This window comes from Aeromicrobium sp. Root236, assembly GCF_001428805.1.
Taxonomy (GTDB): Bacteria; Actinomycetota; Actinomycetes; order Propionibacteriales; family Nocardioidaceae; genus Aeromicrobium.
On record NZ_LMIS01000001.1, the window covers coordinates 3,043,343 to 3,065,158 of the forward strand.

The 21,816-nt window shown below is 68.6% G+C and carries 12 protein-coding genes; all 12 read left to right on the plus strand.

Going from position 1 to position 21,816, the window contains the following annotated elements; all coding sequences use genetic code 11:
- The first annotated feature begins 23 nt into the window (after positions 1–23).
- The 12 genes from ASE12_RS15305 (at position 24) to ASE12_RS15360 (ending at position 21,811) form a co-directional block, all read left to right on the plus strand.
- A complete protein-coding gene (locus tag ASE12_RS15305) occupies positions 24–431 on the plus strand; it encodes a VOC family protein (RefSeq protein WP_056404890.1) in 408 nt (135 codons plus the stop codon).
- Positions 431–2,059 carry an amidohydrolase gene (locus ASE12_RS15310; RefSeq protein WP_056402448.1) on the plus strand — a complete coding sequence of 543 codons (1,629 nt, stop codon included), beginning with the start codon at positions 431–433 and terminating at the stop codon, positions 2,057–2,059. The genes ASE12_RS15305 and ASE12_RS15310 overlap by 1 nt, the downstream gene beginning before the upstream one ends.
- A gap of 352 nt (positions 2,060–2,411) precedes the next feature.
- Positions 2,412–3,386, plus strand: a complete 975-nt coding sequence (locus ASE12_RS15315) for an ABC transporter substrate-binding protein (RefSeq protein WP_235508924.1) — start codon at positions 2,412–2,414, stop codon at positions 3,384–3,386.
- Between the two features lie 69 nt (positions 3,387–3,455).
- Complete coding sequence (locus ASE12_RS15320; protein ID WP_235508925.1) at positions 3,456–5,012, plus strand: sugar ABC transporter ATP-binding protein; 1,557 nt, start codon at positions 3,456–3,458, stop codon at positions 5,010–5,012.
- Complete coding sequence (locus ASE12_RS15325; protein WP_056402454.1) at positions 5,005–6,042, plus strand: ABC transporter permease; 1,038 nt, start codon at positions 5,005–5,007, stop codon at positions 6,040–6,042. The genes ASE12_RS15320 and ASE12_RS15325 overlap by 8 nt, the downstream gene beginning before the upstream one ends.
- Positions 6,039–7,052 (plus strand): galactofuranose ABC transporter, permease protein YjfF, encoded by a 1,014-nt coding sequence (gene yjfF, locus ASE12_RS15330; protein ID WP_056402457.1) that lies wholly within the window; start codon positions 6,039–6,041, stop codon positions 7,050–7,052. Before ASE12_RS15325 ends, yjfF begins: the two co-directional genes overlap by 4 nt.
- Positions 7,049–8,077 (plus strand): LacI family DNA-binding transcriptional regulator, encoded by a 1,029-nt coding sequence (locus ASE12_RS15335; RefSeq protein ID WP_056402460.1) that lies wholly within the window; start codon positions 7,049–7,051, stop codon positions 8,075–8,077. The genes yjfF and ASE12_RS15335 overlap by 4 nt, the downstream gene beginning before the upstream one ends.
- On the plus strand, positions 8,074–9,744 hold the full coding sequence (gene araB, locus ASE12_RS15340) for a ribulokinase (RefSeq protein ID WP_056402462.1): 1,671 nt from the start codon (positions 8,074–8,076) through the stop codon (positions 9,742–9,744). The genes ASE12_RS15335 and araB overlap by 4 nt, the downstream gene beginning before the upstream one ends.
- The gene (locus tag ASE12_RS15345) at positions 9,741–10,415 is read left to right on the plus strand and encodes an L-ribulose-5-phosphate 4-epimerase (protein WP_056402465.1); all 675 of its coding nucleotides are present in this window, start codon (positions 9,741–9,743) and stop codon (positions 10,413–10,415) included. Before araB ends, ASE12_RS15345 begins: the two co-directional genes overlap by 4 nt.
- Before the next feature lie 29 nt (positions 10,416–10,444).
- A complete protein-coding gene (gene araA / locus ASE12_RS15350; protein ID WP_056402468.1) occupies positions 10,445–11,947 on the plus strand; it encodes an L-arabinose isomerase in 1,503 nt (500 codons plus the stop codon).
- Between the two features lie 58 nt (positions 11,948–12,005).
- The gene (locus ASE12_RS15355) at positions 12,006–17,066 is read left to right on the plus strand and encodes a family 43 glycosylhydrolase (protein WP_200955037.1); all 5,061 of its coding nucleotides are present in this window, start codon (positions 12,006–12,008) and stop codon (positions 17,064–17,066) included.
- A 101-nt stretch (positions 17,067–17,167) separates the two neighbouring features.
- Complete coding sequence (locus ASE12_RS15360; protein WP_162255506.1) at positions 17,168–21,811, plus strand: alpha-L-arabinofuranosidase C-terminal domain-containing protein; 4,644 nt, start codon at positions 17,168–17,170, stop codon at positions 21,809–21,811.
- The last annotated feature ends 5 nt before the right edge of the window (positions 21,812–21,816 follow it).

Here is a 21,816-nt window from a genome sequence, read left to right on the forward strand (position 1 = left end):
CGTCCTGTGGTCAGATGGGAACCATGACGAGCCGCATCTCGCACACCACGATCGACTGCCATGACGCGCACGCGCAGTCACTGTGGTGGGCGCAGGTGCTCGACATGCAGCAGGATCCCCGTGACCCCAACGAGCCGGGCCACGAGGAGTGCATGATCTTCTCGCGCGACGGCCGGACCCGGCTGCTGTTCATCGAGGTGCCCGAGGACAAGCAGGTCAAGAACCGCATCCACCTCGACCTGCGCCCCACCGATCGCACCCAGAAGGACGAGATCGAACGCGTGCTGGCGCTGGGTGCGACCGTCGTCTCCGACCTCCGCACCCCGCAGGGTCTCGGCTGGATGGTCCTGGCCGATCCCGAGGGCAACGAGTTCTGCATCCTGCGGAGCGACCTCGAGATCCCGGACTATCACTCGCACCTCATCACCTGATGACGGAGCTGCTGCTGACCAACGCCCACGTGTACGGCGACGGGGCGTGGCAACCCGGCGTCGACGCGATCGCCGTGCGTGACGGTGTCATCGTCGGCCTCGGATCCGTCGCCGGTCTCGAGGGTCTCGTGCCATCGGCGGAGGTGGTCGATCTCGAGGGCGGCTGGGTGCTGCCGGGGTTCCAGGACGCGCACGTCCACCCCGTGCAGGCCGGCCTCGAGATGAACGCCTGCAACCTCGCCGAGGGGCACGACCTGGACGACTACGTCGCCACCATCGCGGCGTACGCGCTGGCGCATCCCCGGGCCGGGTGGATCGTCGGTGGCGGCTGGTCGATGGACGTCTTCCCGGGCGGCGTCCCCACGGCGGCGGTGCTCGACCGCATCGTGTCGGACCGGCCCGTCTTCCTGCCCAACCGCGACCACCACAGCGCCTGGGTCAACTCCGCGGCTCTCGAGCTGGCCGGCATCACCGCTGCGACACCGGATCCCGCCGACGGCCGCATCGAGCGTGACGACCGCGGGCAGCCGACCGGGGCGCTCCACGAAGGTGCGATGGAGCTCGTACGCCACCTCGTCCCGCGCCCTACCGACGACGACATCGCCGACGCGCTACAGACGGCTCAGGCCCACCTGCACTCGCTGGGCATCACCGGGTGGCAGGACGCCCTCGTCGGCGAGGGGCTCGGCATGCCGGACGCGCTCGACACCTACCTCGCGGCGCAGCGCGGTGGCACGCTGACGGCCGCGGTCGTGGGCGCGCTCTGGTGGGACCGTGACCGTGGCGAGGAGCAGATCGCCGAGCTCGTCGAGCGCCGCGAGCGGGCGGCCGCGGCGGGGTTCGACGCCGGCTCCGTCAAGATCATGCAGGACGGCGTCTGCGAGACGTTCACGGCGGCCGTGGTCGAGCCCTACCTCGATCATCACGGCCACGCGACGGACAACCACGGCCTGTCGTTCATCGAGGCCGCCGACCTCGCCCGCTACGTCCAGCTGCTCGACGCCGCGGACTTCCAGGTGCACATCCACGCCCTCGGCGACCGGGCCGTGCGCGACAGCCTCGACGCGATCGAGCACGCTGTCGCCGTCAACGGCCGGCGTGGCAACCGGCACCACCTCGCGCACGTCCAGATCGTGCGGCCCGACGACGTGTCGCGGTTCGCGGAGCTCGAGGTCACGGCCAACGCCCAGCCGCTGTGGGCGTGCCTCGACGACCAGATGGCCGACCTGACCCTGCCGTTCCTGAGCGCGACGGCTCGTGAGCAGCAGTACGTCTTCCGGTCCCTGGTCGATGCCGGCGCCCGCCTCGCGTTCGGCAGCGACTGGCCGGTGTCGTCGCCCAACCCTCTGCTCGGCATCCACGTCGCCGTCAACCGGGTGGCAGCCGGCTCCGACGCCGAGCCGTTGCTGGCCCGTGAGCGCCTTACGGTGGTCGAGGCGATCGAGGCCTACACCCGGGGCAGTGCGTGGGTGAGTCGGCGCGATCTGGCGACCGGCAGCCTCGCGGTCGGCAAGGCCGCCGATCTCGCGGTCCTCGACGCGGATGTCCTCTCGATCGATTCGGCGAGGATCGGGGCCGTCCGGGTCACCCGCACGTACGCACGCGGGCGGCTCGTACATCTGTTGTGACGTGTCACAATTCGCTGGAACCGCTGTGATTCCAGCCAATTGTGCTAGGTGAGGCAACAAATTGTTCACGCTCACATCTTGGGTGGGCTGTCACCGATCGACATGAAAGTTTCTTGAGAGATTTACTTGACGCCGGAGTTGTTAGCGTTAACAATTCAACGCAGGGTTCGCGTGGTCCACGTCACACAGTGGTTTACGTGAACGCTAACAACGGGGCCGCACCTCAATCCGAGGCAAGGCTTCAAGGACTCGAGCGGATGTCCGCCCGCGAGTGTCCTGGCTCTCCCGAAGTCGAGTGACTTGGGGTGTCCCATCCCAGATGGAGGAAACAGTGTTCAAGAAACTCATCACCGTGAGCGCGGGCGTAGTCCTGGCCAGCGGCCTGGCTGCCTGTGGCAGCAGCAGTGACAGCGGATCCGGCGGCTCGGGAGGCTCCGGCGACATCACCATGGGCTTCGCCCAGGTCGGCGCCGAGAGTGGTTGGCGGACAGCAAACACCAAGTCGATCCAGGCCTCGGCCAAGGATGCCGGCATCAAGCTCAAGTTCTCCGATGCTCAGCAGAAGCAGGAGAACCAGATCAAGGCGATCCGTTCGTACATCCAGCAGAAGGTCGACGTCATCGCGTTCAGCCCCGTCGTCGAGACCGGCTGGGACACGGTTCTGCAGGAGGCCAAGCGCGCCAAGATCCCCGTGATCCTGACCGACCGCGCCGTCGACTCGAAGGACAAGTCGCTCTACAAGACGTTCCTCGGCTCCGACTTCGTGCTCGAGGGCAACAAGGCCGGCCAGTGGGTCGTCGACAACGCCGCGACCAACGACGTCAACAAGGACGGCAAGATCAACGTCGTCGAGATCCAGGGCACGACCGGCGCCGCTCCGGCGATCGATCGCAAGAAGGGCTTCGAGGACAAGATCAAGGCCGACCCGAAGATCAAGATCGTCGCGTCGCAGACGGGTGACTTCACCCGCGACGGCGGCAAGAAGACGATGGAGGCGTTCCTGAAGTCGCAGAAGGACATCGACGTCGTCTTCGCCCACAACGACGACGAGGGACTCGGCGCGATCGAGGCCATCGAGGCAGCCGGCAAGAAGCCCGGCGTCGACATCAAGATCGTCACGATCGACGCGGTCAAGGACGGCATGACGGCGCTGTCCGAGGGCAAGATCAACTACATCGTCGAGTGCAACCCGCTCCTCGGCCCGCAGCTGATGGACCTGGCCAAGAAGGTCGTCGCAGGCGAGGACGTCCCGGCGCGTGTCGAGACGAAGGAAGGCGAGTTCGACCAGGCGCAGGCCAAGGCCGCCCTGCCGAGCCGTCAGTACTGAGCACAGCACGGAATCGGGGCCCTGCGCCGCAGGGCGCAGGGCCCCACCCCAACTTCCAGGAATGAAGAGATGATCCAGATGACAGCCGAAGCCGCCGAGGCCACACGCACCGAACCGGTCGTGCAGATGAGCGGCGTCTCGGTGAGCTTCCCCGGCGTCAAGGCCCTCCAGTCCGTCGGCCTCACGCTGCGGCCCGGCGAGGTGCACGCCCTCATGGGTGAGAACGGCGCCGGCAAGTCCACGCTGATCAAGGCGCTGACCGGCGTCTACTCGATCGACGAGGGCACGATCATCGTCGGCGGCGAGCCGCGTACGTTCCACAGCCCGGCCGAGTCGCAGGCCGCCGGCATCAGCACCGTCTACCAAGAGGTCAACCTCTGCACCAACCTCACGGTTGCCGAGAACATGCTGCTGGGCCGTGAGCCCCGCTCGTTCGGCCGCATCGACACCCGCGCCATGAACCGTCGCGCGGGGGAGACCCTGACCCGTCTGGGCCTCGACATCGATCCCAAGTCGCAGCTCGGCACCCACCCGATCGCGATCCAGCAGCTCGTCGCGATCGCCCGCGCCGTCGACATCGACGCCGAGCTCCTGATCCTCGACGAGCCCACCTCCAGCCTGGACGCCGACGAGGTCGCCAAGCTGTTCGAGGTCATGCGCACGCTCCGCGCCGAGGGCGTCGCGATCGTGTTCGTCTCGCACTTCCTCGAGCAGGTCTTCGCGATCTCCGACCGCATGACGGTGCTGCGCAACGGCCAGTTCGTCGGCGAGTACGTCACCGCCGAGACGACCCAGCTGCAGCTCGTGCAGGCCATGATCGGCCGCGAGCTGGAGACGCTCGACAAGATCGAGCAGGCCGCTGAGGAGCACACCGTCAAGACCCAGGGCGCGCCGCTCATGGAGGTCATCGAGCTGGGCCGCAAGGGCAGCGTCGAGTCGGTCGACCTCAAGGTGTTCGAGGGTGAGGTCATCGGCATCGCCGGCCTCCTCGGCTCGGGCCGCACCGAGCTCGCCCGGCTGCTGTTCGGCGCCGACACCGCGGACCACGGCGACATGCGCATGCGCTCCAAGGGCACCAAGCTCCGCACGCCCCGTCAGGCGATCGACCACAAGATCGCGTTCTCGAGCGAGAACCGCCGGTCCGAGGGCGTCATCGCCGACCTGTCGATCGCCGACAACATGGTCCTCGCGATGCAGGCGTCGCGGGGCTGGCTGCGGCCGATCCCCGCCAGGACCAAGGACCGCCTCGTCAAGAAGTACATCGAGGCGCTCGACATCCGCCCGGCCGATCCCAACGCGCTGATGCGCAACCTCAGCGGCGGCAACCAGCAGAAGGTCCTGCTCGCCCGGTGGCTCATCACCGAGCCCGAGCTCCTGATCCTCGACGAGCCGACGCGCGGCATCGACATCGGCGCCAAGGCGCAGATCCAGCAGCTCGTGGCCGACCTGGCCAAGGAAGGCATGTCTGTCGTGTTCATCTCCGCCGAGCTCGAAGAGGTCCTGCGCCTCAGCGACCGCCTCGTCGTGATGCGCGACCGTCGCAAGATCGACGAGCGCCCCAACGAGGACGTGACCGTCTCGGACGTCCTCGAGATCATCGCGGGGGAGGTGCGCAACGATGCGTGACCTCGGCCTGCGGTTCGTCCGCCACAACCTGTTCTGGCCCACCCTGGCCCTCGTGCTCCTGCTGCTGCTCAACCTCACGAAGACGCCCGACTTCTTCTCGCTCCGCCTGCAGGACGGCCACCTCTACGGCAGCCTGATCGACATCCTCCGCAACAGCGCCCCGACGCTGCTGATCGCGCTCGGCATGACGCTCGTGATCGCGACCCGCGGCATCGACCTCTCGGTCGGCGCGGTCGCCGCGATCTCCGGCGCCGTCGCGTGCACCTACATGGCCGGCTCGCCCGACGAGTCGACCGCAGGCCGTGCGATCGTCGCGATGACCATGGCCGTGGCCGTGGCTGTCCTCCTCGGCGTCTGGAACGGCTTCCTGGTGTCAGTGCTGGGCATCCAACCCATCATCGCGACGCTCGTCCTCATGACCGCCGGTCGCGGCCTGGCGATGCTGATCACCGACGGCCAGATCACCACGGTCAACAACTCGCTGTTCGGCAAGGTGAGCACGGGATTCGTGCTGGGCCTGCCGATCGCGATCCTGATCGCCCTCGCCGTCTTCGCCATCACGGCAGTGCTGACCCGGCGTACGGCGCTCGGCATGCTGATCGAGGCCGTCGGCATCAACCCCGAGGCGAGCCGGCTCGCCGGGGTCCGGGCGCGCACGATCACCTGGACCGTCTACGTGTTCGTGGCGTTCTGCGCCGGCATCGCGGGCCTGATGATCGCCTCCAACACGAGCGCGGCCGACGCCAACGCGGCAGGCCTGTTCATCGAGCTCGACGCGATCCTCGCGGTGGTCATCGGCGGCACGTCGCTGGCCGGCGGCCGGTTCTCGCTGACCGGCACGCTGATCGGCGCGATGTTCATCCAGACCCTTGCGACGACGATCCCGACGATGGGCATCCCGGCCGAGACCAACTACCTGTTCAAGGCCGTCGTCGTCATCGTGGTCTGCCTGCTGCAGTCGCCCAAGGCTCGCGCGGCGCTCTCCGTACGACGACCGTCGTCCCTCCTCGCGAAGGGAACACCGGCATGAGCGCCCAGGCACCCACGATCAAGGAGCTGGGCAGCTCGTTGCCCGACTCGATCCGCCGGTTCACCCCGCCGCCGCGGTTCTATCCCGTCATCGCGACGATCGCGCTCTTCTTCGCGATGTTCGGCGCCGGCAGCGTCCGCTACGAAGGGTTCTCGTCGCCCCAGACGATCCTGAGCGTGCTGGTCGACAACTCGTTCCTCATCGTCCTCGCGGTCGGCATGACATTCGTGATCCTCACGGGCGGGATCGACCTGTCGGTCGGGTCGGTCGTCGCCCTGTCCACGATGATCGCCGCCGAGACGTTGCGGGCCGGTTGGTCGGCGCCGCTCGTGATCGTCACGGTCCTGCTCACCGGGTCGGTGCTGGGCCTGCTGATGGGTCTGGTGATCCACTACTTCGAGATCCAGCCGTTCATCGTGACGCTGGCGGGCATGTTCCTGGCCCGCGGCCTCTGCTACGTCATCAGCCTCGAGTCGATCCCGATCGAGAACGGCACCTTCAAGTCGTTCGCCAGCGGCACGATCGAGATGGGGGACTACTTCATCACTCCGTCCGTCGTCGTCGCGCTCATCGTGCTCGTGATCGCCGCCGTGGTGCTGCACATGACCCGCTTCGGCCGCACCGTCTACGCCGTGGGTGGCAGCGAGCAGTCGGCGCTGCTCATGGGCCTGGCCGTCGCGCGCACCAAGGTCGGCGTCTACGTCATCAGCGGCTTCTGCTCCGCCCTCGCCGGCCTGCTGTTCTCGATCTACACGCTCTCGGGCTACAACCTCGGTGCGGTCGGCATGGAGCTCGACGCGATCGCCGCGGTCGTGATCGGCGGCACGCTGCTGACCGGCGGCTCGGGCCTGGTGCTCGGCTCCGCGGTCGGCGTCCTCGTGCTCGGCCTGATCCAGTCGTTCATCTCGTTCGACGGCACGCTCAGCTCGTGGTGGACCAAGATCACGATCGGCGTGCTGCTGCTGCTGTTCGTCCTGATCCAGCGGCTCTTCACGCGGAGAGCCGTATGACGGCGAACCCCCAGCACGCGCCGGTCATGGCCGACGTCGCGAAGGTCGCCGGTGTCTCGCACCAGACGGTCTCGCGGGTCATCAACGGCATGCCCAACATCAAGGACTCCACCCGCAAGCGCGTCGAGGCGGCGATCAAGGAGCTCGGCTACCGGCCCAACACCGCCGCCCGTGCCCTGGTCACGCGCAAGTCGTCGACGATCGGCATCATCAGCACCGAGTCCGGGCTCTACGGCCCCAACAGCATCCACCGCACCGTCGAGGACGCCGCCCGCCAGGCCGGCTACTTCGCCGGGTCGGTGAGCCTGCCGACCGTCACGGCGCAGTCGCTGACCGACGCGATCGACCACCTGCTGCGCCAGTCGGTCGAGGGCATCGTCATGATCGCCGCGCAGCACGAGGCGCTCGACGCGATCCGCCGGCAGGACCCGGGCGTCCCGCTCGTCGTGGTCGAGGGCGACCTGTCCAAGGCCAAGTCGGCCGTGGGCGTCGACCAGCACCGTGGCGCGTACGAGGCGACGACCCACCTGATCGAGCTCGGCCACACGACGATCGCGCACGTACGCGGTCCGCTCGAGTGGACCGAGGCCGAGGCCCGCCGCCAGGGCTGGGAGGACGCGCTGCGCGCCGCCGGGCTCGAGCTCGGCCCGCTGTACCTCGGCGACTGGACCCCGCGCAGCGGCTACATCACGGGCCGCCAGCTCGCGTCCGAGGGCCGGCCGTCGGCCGTGTTCGTCGCGAACGACCAGATGGCCATCGGGCTGATGCATGCGCTGCACGAGACCGGCATCGCGGTGCCGGACGACATCAGCATCGTCGGGTTCGACGACACCCCCGAGACCGAGTTCCTCAACCCGCCGCTGACGACCGTACGCCAGAACTTCCAGGAGGTCGGCCGCCGCGCGATCGACGTCCTGCACGCCGCGATCAGCGGCGAGAACGAAGACCTCCCACGACTCATCGCCCCCGAGCTGATCATCCGCTCGAGCACGGCGGCACCGACCCCCCGAAAGGCCCAGAAGTGAGCGAACAGTACGTCGTCGGAGTCGACTACGGCACCCTCTCGGGGCGCGCCCTCGTCGTCTCGGTCAAGGACGGCCGTGAGCTCGCGAGCGCGGTGCACCCCTACGCGCACGCCGTGATCAGCGACGCGCTGCCCACGACTCCTGACTCGCCGCTGCCGCCCGACTGGGCACTGCAGGTGCCGTCGGACTACGTCGACGTGCTCCGCACCGCGGTTCCCGAGGCCGTCCGCGCGTCGGGCATCGACCCGGCCGACGTCATCGGCATCGCCACCGACTTCACCGCCTGCACCATGGTGCCGACGCTCGCCGACGGCACGCCGCTCAACGAGCTGCCGCAGTTCGCGGACCGCCCGCACGCGTACGTCAAGCTCTGGAAGCACCACGCCGCGCAGGGCCAGGCCGACCGCATCAACGCGCTCGCCGAGCAGCGGGGCGAGGCGTGGCTGCCGCGCTACGGCGGGCTGATCTCGTCGGAGTGGGAGTTCGCCAAGGGACTGCAGGTCCTCGAGGAGGACCCCGAGATCTACGCCGCGATGGACCGCTGGGTCGAGGCGGCCGACTGGATCGTCTGGCAGCTGTGCGGCACGTACGTCCGCAACGCCTGCGCCGCCGGCTACAAGGGCATCCTGCAGGACGGCGCCTACCCGGGGGATGACTTCCTCGCCGGCCTGAACCCTGCATTTGCAGACTTTGTTAACGCTAAACTCGACCAGCCCATCGGCCAGCTCGGCCGTGCGGCGGGCACGCTGACCGCTGAGGCCGCCGGCTGGACCGGGCTGCCCGAAGGCATCGCCGTCGCGGTCGGCAACGTCGACGCGCACGTCACGGCACCGGCCGCGCAGGCGGTCGACGCCGGCCAGATGGTCGCGATCATGGGCACCTCGACGTGCCACGTGATGAGCGGCAGCGTCCTGCGCGAGGTGCCCGGCATGTGCGGCGTCGTCGACGGCGGCATCGTCTCGGGCACGTGGGGCTACGAGGCCGGACAGAGCGGCGTCGGCGACATCTTCGGCTGGTTCGTCGATCACGGCGTGCCGGCGTACGTTCGCGAGGCCGCCGATGCGGCAGGCCTCGGCGTCCACGAGCACCTCACGGAGCTCGCCGCCAAGCAGCCCGTCGGCGCGCACGGCCTCGTCGCGCTCGACTGGCACAGCGGCAACCGCTCGGTGCTGGTCGACCACGAGCTCACCGGCCTGATCGTCGGGCAGACGCTGGCCACAAAGCCCGAGGACGTCTACCGCGCCCTCATCGAGGCGACGGCGTTCGGCACCCGCACGATCATCGAGACGTTCAACGCCAGCGGGGTCCCGGTCGAGGAGCTCATCATCGCCGGCGGACTGTCCAAGAACCCGCTCCTCATGCAGATCTACTCCGACGTGACCCGGTTGCCGCTCTCGGTGATCGGGTCCGAGCAGGGCCCCGCTCTGGGCTCTGCCCTCCATGCTGCCGTCGCGGCTGGCGCGTACGCGGACATACGCGCCGCCGCGAAGGCTATGGGCTCCCTCAATCGGGCAGTCGTACTGCCCGATGAGGGACGCTCCAAGGTCTACGACCGGCTGTTCGCCGAGTACACCGCGCTCCACGACCACTTCGGTCGTGGCGGCAACGACGTGATGCACCGGCTCCACGCCCTGCGCCGCGAAGCGCTGGCGGGAGGCGTGGCATGACGCTCATCCAGGACGTCCAGGACACGATCCTGCGACTGCGGCGCGAGGTCTGCGCCCTGCACGCCGAGCTGACCCGCTACGAGCTCGTCGTCTGGACGGCCGGCAACGTCTCGGCCCGCGTGCCGGGCGCCGCCATGATGGTCATCAAGCCCAGCGGGGTCAGCTACGACGACCTGACGCCGGAGAACATGGTCGTCACGGACCTCGAGGGCACGGTGCTCGAGGGCGACCTCGCCCCGTCGTCCGACACCGCCGCACAGGCGTACGTCTACCGGCACCTGCCCGAGGTCGGCGGCGTCGTGCACACCCACTCCACGTACGCCACGGCCTGGGCGGCCCGCGCCGAGCCGATCCCGTGCGTGCTCACGATGATGGCCGACGAGTTCGGCGGCGAGATCCCCGTCGGGCCGTTCGCCCTGATCGGCGACGACTCGATCGGCCGCGGCATCGTCGACACGCTGCGCGACAGCAGCTCGCCGGCCGTCCTGATGCAGAACCACGGTGTCTTCGCGATCGGCAAGGACGCCCGCTCGGCGGTCAAGGCCGCCGTGATGTGCGAGGACGTCGCGCGTACGACCCACATCGCCCGACAGCTCGGCGAACCGGTGCCCATCCCGCCGGAGCAGATCGCCAGCCTCTTCGACCGCTACCAGAACGCGTACGGCCAGTGAGCCCCGCGACCCATCAGAAGGAGACGTCCATGAGCACCGCCGACCGCGAGATCTGGTTCCTGACCGGAAGCCAGGGCCTCTACGGCGAGGAGACGCTTCAGCAGGTCGCCGACCAGTCGCGTGAGGTTGCCGACACGCTGGCCGCCCACCCCGACCTCTCGATCCGCATCGTGTGGAAGCCGGTCCTGACCTCGTCCGACGCGATCCGTCGGACGATCCTCGAGGCGAACGCCGACGACTCGTGCCTCGGCCTGATCGGCTGGATGCACACGTTCTCGCCGGCCAAGATGTGGATCAACGGGCTCGACGCGCTGCGCAAGCCGTTCCTGCACCTGCACACGCAGGCCCACCGCGAGATCCCGTGGTCCACGATCGACATGGACTTCATGAACCTCAACCAGGCCGCACACGGCGACCGGGAGTTCGGCTACATCCAGACCCGGCTCGGCGTCGCCCGCAAGACCGTCGTCGGCCACGTCAGCAACCCTGACGTCGGCCGGCGCATCGGCGTCTGGGTGCGTGCCGCCGCGGGTGCCGCGGAGATGCGTTCGCTCAAGCTCGCCCGCTTCGGCGACAACATGCGCGACGTCGCGGTCACCGAGGGCGACAAGGTCGAGGCGCAGCTGCGGTTCGGCGTCTCGGTCAACACCTACGGCGTCAACGACCTCGTCGAGGTCGTCGACGCGGTCGACGAGGCCGTCGTCGACAAGCTCGTCACGGAGTACCAGGACCTCTACGACGTCGCCGCCGAGCTGCGCGTCGGCGGGTCCCGGCACGACTCGCTGCGCTACGGCGCGCGCATCGAGGCGGGCATGCGGCAGTTCCTCGAGGAGGGCGGCTTCGGCGCGTTCACCACGAACTTCGAGGACCTCGGCGGGCTGCGCCAGCTGCCCGGTCTCGCGGTCCAGCGGCTGATGGCCGACGGCTACGGCTTCGGTGGCGAGGGCGACTGGAAGACGTCGGTGCTCGTGCGGACGACCAAGGCGATGGCGGCCGGCCGCCCCGGCGGGACGTCGTTCATGGAGGACTACACGTACCACCTGGAGCCGGGCAACGAGAAGTCGCTCGGTGCCCACATGCTCGAGGTCTGCCCCTCGATCTCGACGAACAAGCCGACGATCGAGGTGCACCCGCTGGGCATCGGCGGCCGCGAGGATCCCGTACGCATGCGGTTCGTCGCCGACCAGGGCGAAGGCATCGTCGTGGGCCTCTCGGACCTGGGTGACCGGTTCCGGCTGACCGCCAACGACGTCACGCTCGTCGAGCCCGACGAGCCGTTGCCCCAGCTGCCCGTGGCGTGTGCGGTCTGGAAGTCGCACCCGTCGCTCGCCACGGCGGCCGAGGCCTGGATCATGGCCGGCGGTCCGCACCACACGGTGCTGTCGACGGCGGTCGGGTTCGAGGAGTTCGACGACCTCGCCGAGATCCTGAGCACCGAGCTGCTGCACATCAACGCGGAGACCACGCCGCGGAGCTTCCTCAGGGAGCTCCGATGGAACCAGGCATATCACCGGCTCGCCGCCGGTCTCTGACCCTCACCACACCAATCCATCGGGAGACATCATGAGCAGCCCTACCCTTTTTCGGTCTGTGACCCGGGTCACATCGGCCTGCCTCGCGGTGCTCGCGCTCGTCGCAGGACTGGTCGTGGGCCTGCCCACGACGGCTCACGCGGCTGACGTGACGGACGGGTTGGTGCTCAAGTACGACCTGACGCAGAGCTCCGGCACGACCGTCACCGACTCGTCGGGCAACGGCAAGGACGGCACGCTCAACGGCGGCGCGACCTGGGGCGGGGCGAGCGGGCTGACGCTCGACGGCGCCGACGACTACGTCAAGCTGCCCAACAACATCATGGCCGGCCTCTCGTCGATCACGGTCTCGACCGAGGTCTACCTGGAGCCGACCCAGGTCAACCCGTACTTCCTCTGGGGCTTCGGCAACTCGGCGACCTCCGGCGACGGCACCGGCTACCTCTTCGTCAGCGGCGACCCCGCGCTCCGCGCCGGCGCGACGCTCACGAACTGGCAGGGCGAGAAGGTCACCACCAAGGGTGCAGCCCTGACCCGCGGGGTCTGGAAGACCATCACCTACACGCAGACCGGCACGACCGGCACCCTGTACGAGGACGGTGTCCAGGTCGCGCAGAACACCGCCGTCACGGTCAAGCCGAGCGACATCGGCGGCGGCACGACGGTCAACAACAACATCGGCAAGTCCAACTACGCCGCCGACAAGTTCCTCAAGGGCAAGGTCCGCAACTTCCGCATCTACAACCGCGCGCTCACCGCCGCCGAGGTCACCTCGCTGGCACCGACCGATGCCGACATCGTCGCGTCCGACAAGGCCGTGCTGTCGCTCGGCGACCTCTCGGCCGTCACCGGCAACCTGACGCTCCCGGCGACCGGCCAGCGCGGTTCGGCCGTGACCTGGTCCTCCAGCAACACCGCCGTCATCGCCGACAACGGCACCGTGACCCGCCCGAGCCCGACCGACGACCCGGCCACCGTCACGCTCACCGCGACGTTGACGCGTGGCACTGCCAGCGACACCAAGACGTTCCAGGCCACGGTGCTGCCGGCTGAGGGCGATCAGGAGAAGGCTGACGCCGACGCGGCCGCCATCACGATCCCCGACGTCGACGACGTGCGCGGCAACATCACGCTGCCCACCAGCGGCAGCCACGGCACGACGATCGCCTGGGCCTCGGACAACGCCTCGATCATCGACACCGACGGCATCGTCCACCGGCCGGCCCACGGCGCCGACCCCGCGACCGTCCACCTGACCGCGACCGTGACGGCCGGCTCGGCCACCGCGACCCGCCAGATCACCGCCACCGTCACGCCGAAGCCCGAGCTCGGCCCCTATGCCGGCTACGCGTTCAGCTACTTCACCGGAGCAGAGGAGAGCATCTTCTTCGCCGCCAGCCGTGGCAACAACGCCCTGCAGTGGGACGAGCTCAACGGCGGCAAGGCCACGCTCAAGTCGACCATGGGCACGACCGGCCTGCGCGACCCGTTCCTGATCCGCTCGCCCGAGGGCGACAAGTTCTACCTCATCGCGACGGACCTCGACATCGACGCGACCGACTGGGACACCTCGCAGCGCAAGGGCAGCAAGTACCTCGAGGTCTGGGAGTCGACCGACCTCGTGAACTGGTCCGCACAGCGCCACGTCAAGGTCTCGCCCGACACCGCGGGCAACACCTGGGCGCCCGAGGCCTACTGGTCCGACGAGCTCGGCTCGTACGTCGTGTTCTGGGCCTCCAAGCTGTACGCCGAGAGCGACCCCGACCACACCGGCTCGACGTACCAGAAGATGCTGTACGCCACGACGCGCGACTTCCGGACGTTCAGCAAGCCCAAGGTCTGGCAGGACTTCGGCGCCTCACGCATCGACTCGACGGTGCTCAAGGACGGCAGCACGTACCACCGCTTCACCAAGGACGAGGGCGGCGTGACCGGCTGCTCCGACATCATCCAGGAGAAGAGCAACGACCTCCTCGCCGTCGACGACGCGAGCCAGCCGGGCTGGGACATCAACAACCCCGCCTGGAAGATCGAGGACTCGTGCATCGGCAAGAAGGCCGGCACGTCCGCGGTCGAGGGCCCGACGGCGTTCAAGGCGAACGCGGGCGACACCTCCGGCTCGAAGTACTACCTGTTCACCGACGAGTACGGCGGACGCGGCTACATCCCGCTCGGCACGAACGACATCAACGCGCCCGACTGGAAGGTGCCCGCCAGCTACAAGCTTCCCGGCAGCCCGCGTCACGGCACGGTCATCCCGGTCACGGCCGACGAGCTCAAGCGGCTCCGCAACGATCCCGACCCGGTCAAGGCGAACGCGGACGGCGAGGTCGTGCACTACACGTTCGACGCCACCTCCGGCACGACCGTGAAGGACGCGTCCGGCAACGGCTATGACGGGACCCTGAGCGGCGACGCGTCCTGGGCCGGCGGCTCGCTGACCCTCGGTGGCACCAACGGCCACGTCAAGCTGCCCGACAACATGCTGACGGGGCTCAACCAGGTCACGGTCTCGACCAAGGTCTGGATCGATCCGAGCCAGGCCAATCCGTACTTCATCTGGGGTCTCGGCAACACCGACTCCGGCGGTGCCGGCAGCGGCTACCTCTTCACGAGTGGCAACGACAAGTACCGGACCTCGATCGCCACCGGCAACTGGACGACCGAGCAGACCGCGACCGATGATGCGTCGGCGCCGCGGGGTGCCTGGAAGACCATGACGTACACGCTCAAGGACGGCACCGCCACGATCTACCTCGACGGCGTCAAGGTCGGCGAGAAGACCGGCGTGACGATCGTCCCGGGCGACATCGGTGGCGGACGGACGACGGCCAACTACATCGGTCGCTCGGTCTACAACGCGGACAAGTACCTCAAGGGCAAGGTGCAGGACTTCCGCATCTACAACCGCGCGCTGTCGGCGGCCGAGGTCAAGGATCTCGGCGCGGATCCGACGGCGATCACGGGCGTCGAGCTCGACAGCCTCAAGATCGACCCGATCATCGACGCGGCGACGAGCACCGTCACCCTCCCGGTCAAGAAGGGCACCGACGTGTCGGCGCTCCAACCGGCGTTCGACATCGCCTCGACGTCGACGATCACGCCGGAAATCACGGGCCCGATCGACCTGGGCGCTGCGAAGACGTTCACGGTCACGGCGGCGGGCGGCGACACCCGGGACTGGAAGGTCCGCGCGGTGGAGATGAAGTCGCCGATCCTGCCTGGCTACAACGCGGATCCGAACATCGTGCGCTTCGGCGACACCTACTACATCTACGCCACGACTGACGGCTTCCCCGGCTGGGGCAGCTCGAAGTTCAAGGTGTGGTCGTCCAAGAACCTGGTCGACTGGACCGAGCACGGCACGATCCTCGACCTCGGTCCGGACGTCTCGTGGGCCGACAGCAACGCCTGGGCGCCGACCGCGACCGAGAAGGACGGCAAGTACTACTTCTACTTCTCGGCGCAGCAGAACATCGGCGTCGCGGTCTCCGACTCGCCGCTCGGCCCGTTCACGGACCCGATCGGCAAGCCGCTGGTCAGCAAGGCGGACTACAACAACGCCCAGCAGATCGACCCGGCGGTGTTCACCGATGACGACGGCCAGTCCTACCTCTACTGGGGCAACGGCTCGGCATACGTCGTCCCGCTCAACGCGGACATGACGTCGTACGACGTGAGCAAGCGGGTCAAGATCGACGGCCTGGCGGACTTCCGCGAGGGCCTGTTCATGAACAAGCGCGCGGGGAAGTACTACCTCAGCTGGTCGATCGACGACACCGGCAGCGAGAACTACCGCGTCGGCTACGCGATGGCCGACAGCCCGACCGGGCCGTTCACGAACAAGGGCGAGATCCTCACGAAGGACACGAGCCTCGGCATCCTCGGCACCGGACACAGCTCGATCATCCAGGTCCCCGGGACCGACGACTGGTACATCGCCTACCACCGCTTCGGGATGCCCGGCGGCGACGGCACCCACCGGGAGACCACGATCGACCGGCTCTACTTCAACGCCGACGGCACGATCAAGAAGGTCGTCCCGACCCTCGAGAGCGTCGACCCGCTGGCGTACGAAGGCGCCGTGCCGCAGGCGGAGATCTCGCACGCCGGCACGGGTGGCTGGTACCGCAAGGGAGCCGCGCTGACCCTCACGGGTGGCAGTGGGGTCAAGGCGCTCCAGTACCGCATCGACGGCGGCACCTGGACGGCGTACGACGCACCCGTCGCACTTGACGCCGGCACGCACGGCATCGACTACCGCGCCCAGGGCGACAACCTGATCTGGAGCGACGTCGCATCGCTGTCCGCCAAGGTCGACGTCACGGACCCGTCGGTCTCCGCCGGGCTCGACGACCGCACCGTCACGCTGACCGCGACCGACGCGGACTCCGGCGTCGCCGCGGTGCAGTACCAGCTCGACGGCGGAGACTGGCTGACGTACGCGGCGCCCGTGCAGGTCGACGGCGCGGCGCACACCATGACCTACCGGGCCACGGACGCGGCCGGCAACCAAGGTGTGACGGGCTCGCTCGAGATCGCGAAGGCGGTCGACCCCGGCCCCGGCGCGGCACCGGTCGCGACGACCGCCCCGGTCGTGCTCGGCGTCCCGCGCGTCGGCTCGCTCCTGACGGCGTTCGACGGCGAGTGGGACCAGACCGGTCTGACGTTCTCGCGGCGCTGGCTGCGCGACGGCGTACGCATCGCCGGCGCCACCGGACGGACGTACCGGCTGACCGGCAAGGACGCCGGGCACCGCATCGCGGTGCAGGTCACCGCCACCAAGGCCGGCGTCACGCCCGGAACCGCGGTCTCGCAGCCGACCGCCAAGGTCGCCAAGGCGGTCAGCCGTACGAAGGCCTCGCTCAGCGACACCTCGGTGCGCAGTGGCACGACAGTCAAGCTGCGCGCCTCGATCAGCGCCGGCAAGGTCGCGGCCGACGGCAAGGTCGACGTCTACTACCGCGGCCGGCGCATCAAGACGCTGACGGTTCACGGCGGCAAGGTCTCGGCGAGCTATCGCGTCGTCAAACGAGGCACGCACACCTTCCGGTTCTCCTATCGGGGATCCGCCGGGGTGCTCTCCAGCTCGGACACGGTCACCATCCGCGTCAGCTAAAGCCCCGGGCGGCACCACCTCCTCTCCTCCAGTGAGGTGGTGCCGGCCGGTTTCCACTCCTCTTCAAGATGTCGGCACCACCTTCCGAGAGCAGGCACATCGTGAGAACCTCCACCCCGATCACCGGACGGCGCCAGCTGCGACACGGCGCGATGTTTGCCATCGCAGCGTTGTTAACGCTCACAATGCTGTCGCCGCAGACGGCACGCGCGGCGGAACCGACGACCACGGGCTGGCGCGACGACTTCACCGGCAGCAGCCTGTCGGCGGACTGGAACATCACCAACGAGGACACCGACGCCTACTCCGTGGCCGACGGCAAGCTCGCCGTCAGCGGCCAGGCCGGCGACACGTACCAGGGCACCAACACCGCCAAGAACATCTTCATGGTCGACGTCCCGGCCGGTGACTTCACGGCGGTCACGAAGCTCTCCGCGCCCGTCGGCAAGGTCTACCAAGGTGCTGGCCTGATCGCGTGGAAGGACATCGACAACTACGTACGGTCGGGACTGACGTTCGTCGGCAACCTCTCGCCGTCCGGCATCGCGGTCGAGAACGACGTCGAGACGGGCGCCTCGTTCCGCGCCGCCTCGTTCGCGGACCTCCCGGGCGCGAGCTCGGTGACCCTGCGCCTGCAGCGGGTCGGGGCCACCATCACGACGAGCTACTGGAACGACGAGACCGACGCGTGGATCCCTGCCGGGTCCGTCGACGTCGCCTTCGAGACCACGCAGGTGGGTCTGTACGCCTTGGGCGCCCAGGACGGCACGGCGCTGCCGACCACGTTCGACTACTTCTCGGTCGACGCCGCGCAGGGCGACGACATCGTCCCGAGCACCACGTTCGCCCTCAGGAGCGTCGGCGACAAGCCCTATCTCGTCAGTGACGGCACGGACCTCAGGCTGACAACCGCCCCGCCGACGGCGAGCCTGCGGCTGACCGCCGAGGCGGCCGGTGACGGCGCGGTGAACCTGCGCACCAAGGACGACGGCAAGCCCGTCGCGGTCGACGACGGCCGGCTGACCCTCGGGACCGACCCCACCGCGCTGCGGCTCACCGACGCCGGCGGCGGCAAGCTGTTCATCCGCAGCGCGGACGGCGACTCGTACGCGACGGAGGGTGACAACGGCGCGATCGTGATGGGTGACCGGCAGGACGCCGCCCGCTTCACGCTGACCGAGGTCGACGACGACACCGCGTCGCTGCACGTCGACGGCGCCGGCAAGGGCGCGTCGATCAGCGACACGATGTTCGGCATCTTCTTCGAGGACATCAACTACGCAGCGGACGGCGGGCTCTACGCCGAGCTCGTCCGCAACCGCTCGTTCGAGTTCAACTCCTCCGACAACGGCTCGTTCACCGGGCTCACCGGCTGGCAGACGCTCGACCGCAGCGGCAACGGCACGACGGCGTCAGTGGTCAACGACGGCGAGCGGCTCAACGCCATGAACCGCAACTACCTCAAGCTCGACGCGGCGGCGGCCGGCGACGGCGTGCGCAACACGAGCTTCAACAACGGCGTCGCGGTCAAGGCCGGGGCGACCTACACCGCCTCGATCTGGGCCCGCAGCACCACGGCCCAGGACCTGACGCTGCGCGTGGAGAACAACGCCAACACAGTTGTCGCCGCCACGGCGAAGGTCGCGGTCGACGGCAGCGACACGTGGAAGAAGTACGACGTCGAGGTCACCGCGACCGACACGACCGACTCCGGCCGCTACGCCGTGCTCGCGGGTGCCGCGTCGACGATCCGCATCGACATGGTCTCGTTCATGCCGGAGGACCGCTGGGTCGGCCCGGTCAACGGCAAGTCGGTGCTCCGCAAGGACCTGGCCGAGAAGGTCGCCGACATGAAGCCCTCGTTCGTACGCTTCCCGGGCGGCTGCGTCACGAACGTCGGCACGTTCAACTCGTACGAGGAGAGCAACTACACCGATCGCAAGCGGACGTACCAGTGGAAGGAGACGATCGGGCCGGTCGAGCAGCGCCCGACGAACTGGAACTTCTGGGGCTACAACCAGTCCTACGGCATCGGCTACCTGGAGTACTTCGAGCTCGCCGAGGACCTCGGCGCGCAGCCGCTGCCGGTCCTGTCCGTGGGCGCCAACGGCTGCGGCGGGGCGGGGCTCGCCGAGATGCACGACCCCGCGCAGATCGCCCGCTGGGTCGACGACACGGTCGACCTGATCGAGTTCGCCAACGGCGGCACCGACACCGAGTGGGGCGCCAAGCGCGCGGCCCTGGGTCACCCCAAGCCGTTCGGGCTGAAGATGATCGGGCTGGGCAACGAGGAGAACACCACGACGTTCGAGGCGAACTTCCCGAAGTTCCGCGACGCCATCAAGGCCAAGTACCCGGACATCAAGATCATCTCCAACGCCGGACCGGACTCCTCGGGCGCACGCTTCGACACCCTGTGGAACTTCAACCGGGCGCAGAAGGTGGACCTGGTCGACGAGCACTACTACCGCGACCCGAGCTGGTTCCTCGCCAACAACCACCGCTACGACACGTACGACCGCAGCGGACCCAAGGTCTTCCTCGGTGAGTACGCCTCGCGCGGCAACACGTTCGGCAACGCCCTGTCGGAGGCGTCCTACATGACGGCCCTGCAGCGCAACGCCGACGTCGTGCGGCTCGCGTCGTACGCACCGCTGCTCGCCAACGAGTCCAACGTGCAGTGGACCCCGGACGCGATCTGGTTCGACAACGACGAGTCATGGTCGTCGCCGAACTGGGAGGTCCAGAAGATGTTCGGCAACAACGTCGGCGACGAGGTCGTGCCCAGCACGTTCGACGGTGCGGTCAACCAGCCCGAGGACATCTCGGGCGGCGTCTTCCTGTCGACCTGGAGCACCGCAGCGGCGTACGACAACCTGACGGTGAAGTCGAACGACACCGGCGACACGCTCTTCTCCGACCAGTTCGACGACGCGTCGAAGTGGTCGCCGCAGTCGGGCACGTGGGCTGCGACGGGTGGCAAGTACGTGCAGTCGTCGACGTCGGTCAACGACGCCCGCAGCATAGTCACCGGTGCGTACGCGAAGGACTGGAGCAACTACACGCTCGAGCTCGACGCCACGAAGCAGTCGGGAGCGGAGGGCTTCCTGGTCGGCTTCGGCGCCAAGGACACCAACGACTTCTACTGGTGGAACATCGGCGGCTGGAACAACACCCGGTCGGTGCTGCAGAAGGCGTCCGGCGGTGCGGCGTCGGAGGTCAAGGCGCTGGAGAACACGAGCCTCGTGACCGGCCAGACGTACCACATCAAGGTCGTGGTCGAGGGGCACACGATCAAGCTCTACCTCGACGGTGAGCTGCAGATGTCGTACGACGAGGCGGCCTCGACCGAGAAGCTGTTCCAGGTCGTCACGCGCGACAAGAAGTCGGGCGACCTGGTCGCCAAGGTCGTCAACACCGCGACCAAGCCGGTCCGCACCGCGGTCGACGTCTCCGACGTGGGCATCAAGGGCACCGGCAAGGTCACGCAGCTGACCGCGTCGTCGCTGGCCGACACCAACTCCAAGGCGAGCAAGACCAAGGTCGTGCCGTTCACGAGCTCGGTCGACGGCCTCTCGGACTCGTTCAGCTACGAGTTCCCGGCCTCGTCGGTCACGTTCCTGCGGATGGAGACGGTCGACGCCGAGGCGCCCGTCGTGTCGAGCCTCGACCTCGAGGGCGCCAGCTCTCGCGGCACCTACGCCGACCCGGTGACGGTCAAGGTCGAGGCGACAGACGACCGCAAGGTCGACCACCTCGAGGTCTCGGTCGACGGGGGAGCGTTCACCGCGAAGGACGGCGCGAACGCCTCGTTCGAGGTCGCCGGCAACGGCGCGCACACCGTCGCGGTCCGGGCGGTCGACTCGTCGGGCAACGTCGGCGAGACCCGCCCGGTGTCGTTCACGATCGACGCGACGCCGCCGGTCTCCAAGGCCGTCGTCGACGCCGAGGCGCGCACCGTGACCCTCACGGCGGCGGACTCCGGCGCCGGCCTCGATCGCATCGAGTTCCGCGTCGGCGCGGGGGACTGGGCGACGTACGCGCAGCCCGTGACGGTCGGTGACGAGGAGACGACCGTCGAGTTCCGCGCGATCGACAAGCTCGGCAACGTCGAGGCGACCAACGCGAGCGTGGTGCCGGCCAAGGGCCAGCAGCTCACCGCGACGGTCACCGCACTGACGCTGTCGAGCTCGGCGATCAGGGTCGGCGACAAGACGACCGCGACCGTACGGGTCAAGGCCACGGCCGGCACCCCGACCGGCGAGGTGTCGATCCGCTCCGGTGCGACGCTGATCGCGTCCGGCGTGCTGACCAACGGCCAGGTGGTGCTCAGCCTCAAGGCGTCGAGCCTCGGTGTCGGCACCAGGACGCTGGTCGCCCGGTACGCCGGCAGCGCCGCGCACGCCGCCTCCGAGGACTCGGCGGGCATCACCGTGTCGAAGGCGTCGTCGCGCACCAGGGCGACGGTGTCACCCACGACCGTCAAGCGGTCGCAGCGCGCCAAGGTCTCGGTGACGGTCACGACCAGCCCGTCCACGGCTCGCGGCGGCACGGCGACCGTCAAGGTCTATCGCGACGGCAAGCTCGTCACCGAGCGCACCGGCCAGGTCAGCTCGACGGGCCGGGTCACCATCACGCTGCCGCGGCTGTCGAAGCGGGACACCTACTCCTTGCGGGTCAGGTACTCCGGCACGGCGACCGTCACCGGCTCGTCCGCGGCGTCGATCCACCTCCGAGTGAAGTAGGCCGG

What these genes read in the sequence shown, in the direction of transcription:
- ASE12_RS15345 (WP_056402465.1), top strand. Translation starts at nt 9,741, where the DNA reads ATGACGCTCATCCAGGACGTCCAGGACACGATCCTGCGACTGCGGCGC.
- ASE12_RS15325 (WP_056402454.1), top strand. Translation starts at nt 5,005, where the DNA reads ATGCGTGACCTCGGCCTGCGGTTCGTCCGCCACAACCTGTTCTGGCCC.
- ASE12_RS15310 (WP_056402448.1), top strand. Translation starts at nt 431, where the DNA reads ATGACGGAGCTGCTGCTGACCAACGCCCACGTGTACGGCGACGGGGCG.
- ASE12_RS15320 (WP_235508925.1), top strand. Translation starts at nt 3,456, where the DNA reads ATGATCCAGATGACAGCCGAAGCCGCCGAGGCCACACGCACCGAACCG.
- ASE12_RS15335 (WP_056402460.1), top strand. Translation starts at nt 7,049, where the DNA reads ATGACGGCGAACCCCCAGCACGCGCCGGTCATGGCCGACGTCGCGAAG.
- araA (WP_056402468.1), top strand. Translation starts at nt 10,445, where the DNA reads ATGAGCACCGCCGACCGCGAGATCTGGTTCCTGACCGGAAGCCAGGGC.
- yjfF (WP_056402457.1), top strand. Translation starts at nt 6,039, where the DNA reads ATGAGCGCCCAGGCACCCACGATCAAGGAGCTGGGCAGCTCGTTGCCC.
- ASE12_RS15305 (WP_056404890.1), top strand. Translation starts at nt 24, where the DNA reads ATGACGAGCCGCATCTCGCACACCACGATCGACTGCCATGACGCGCAC.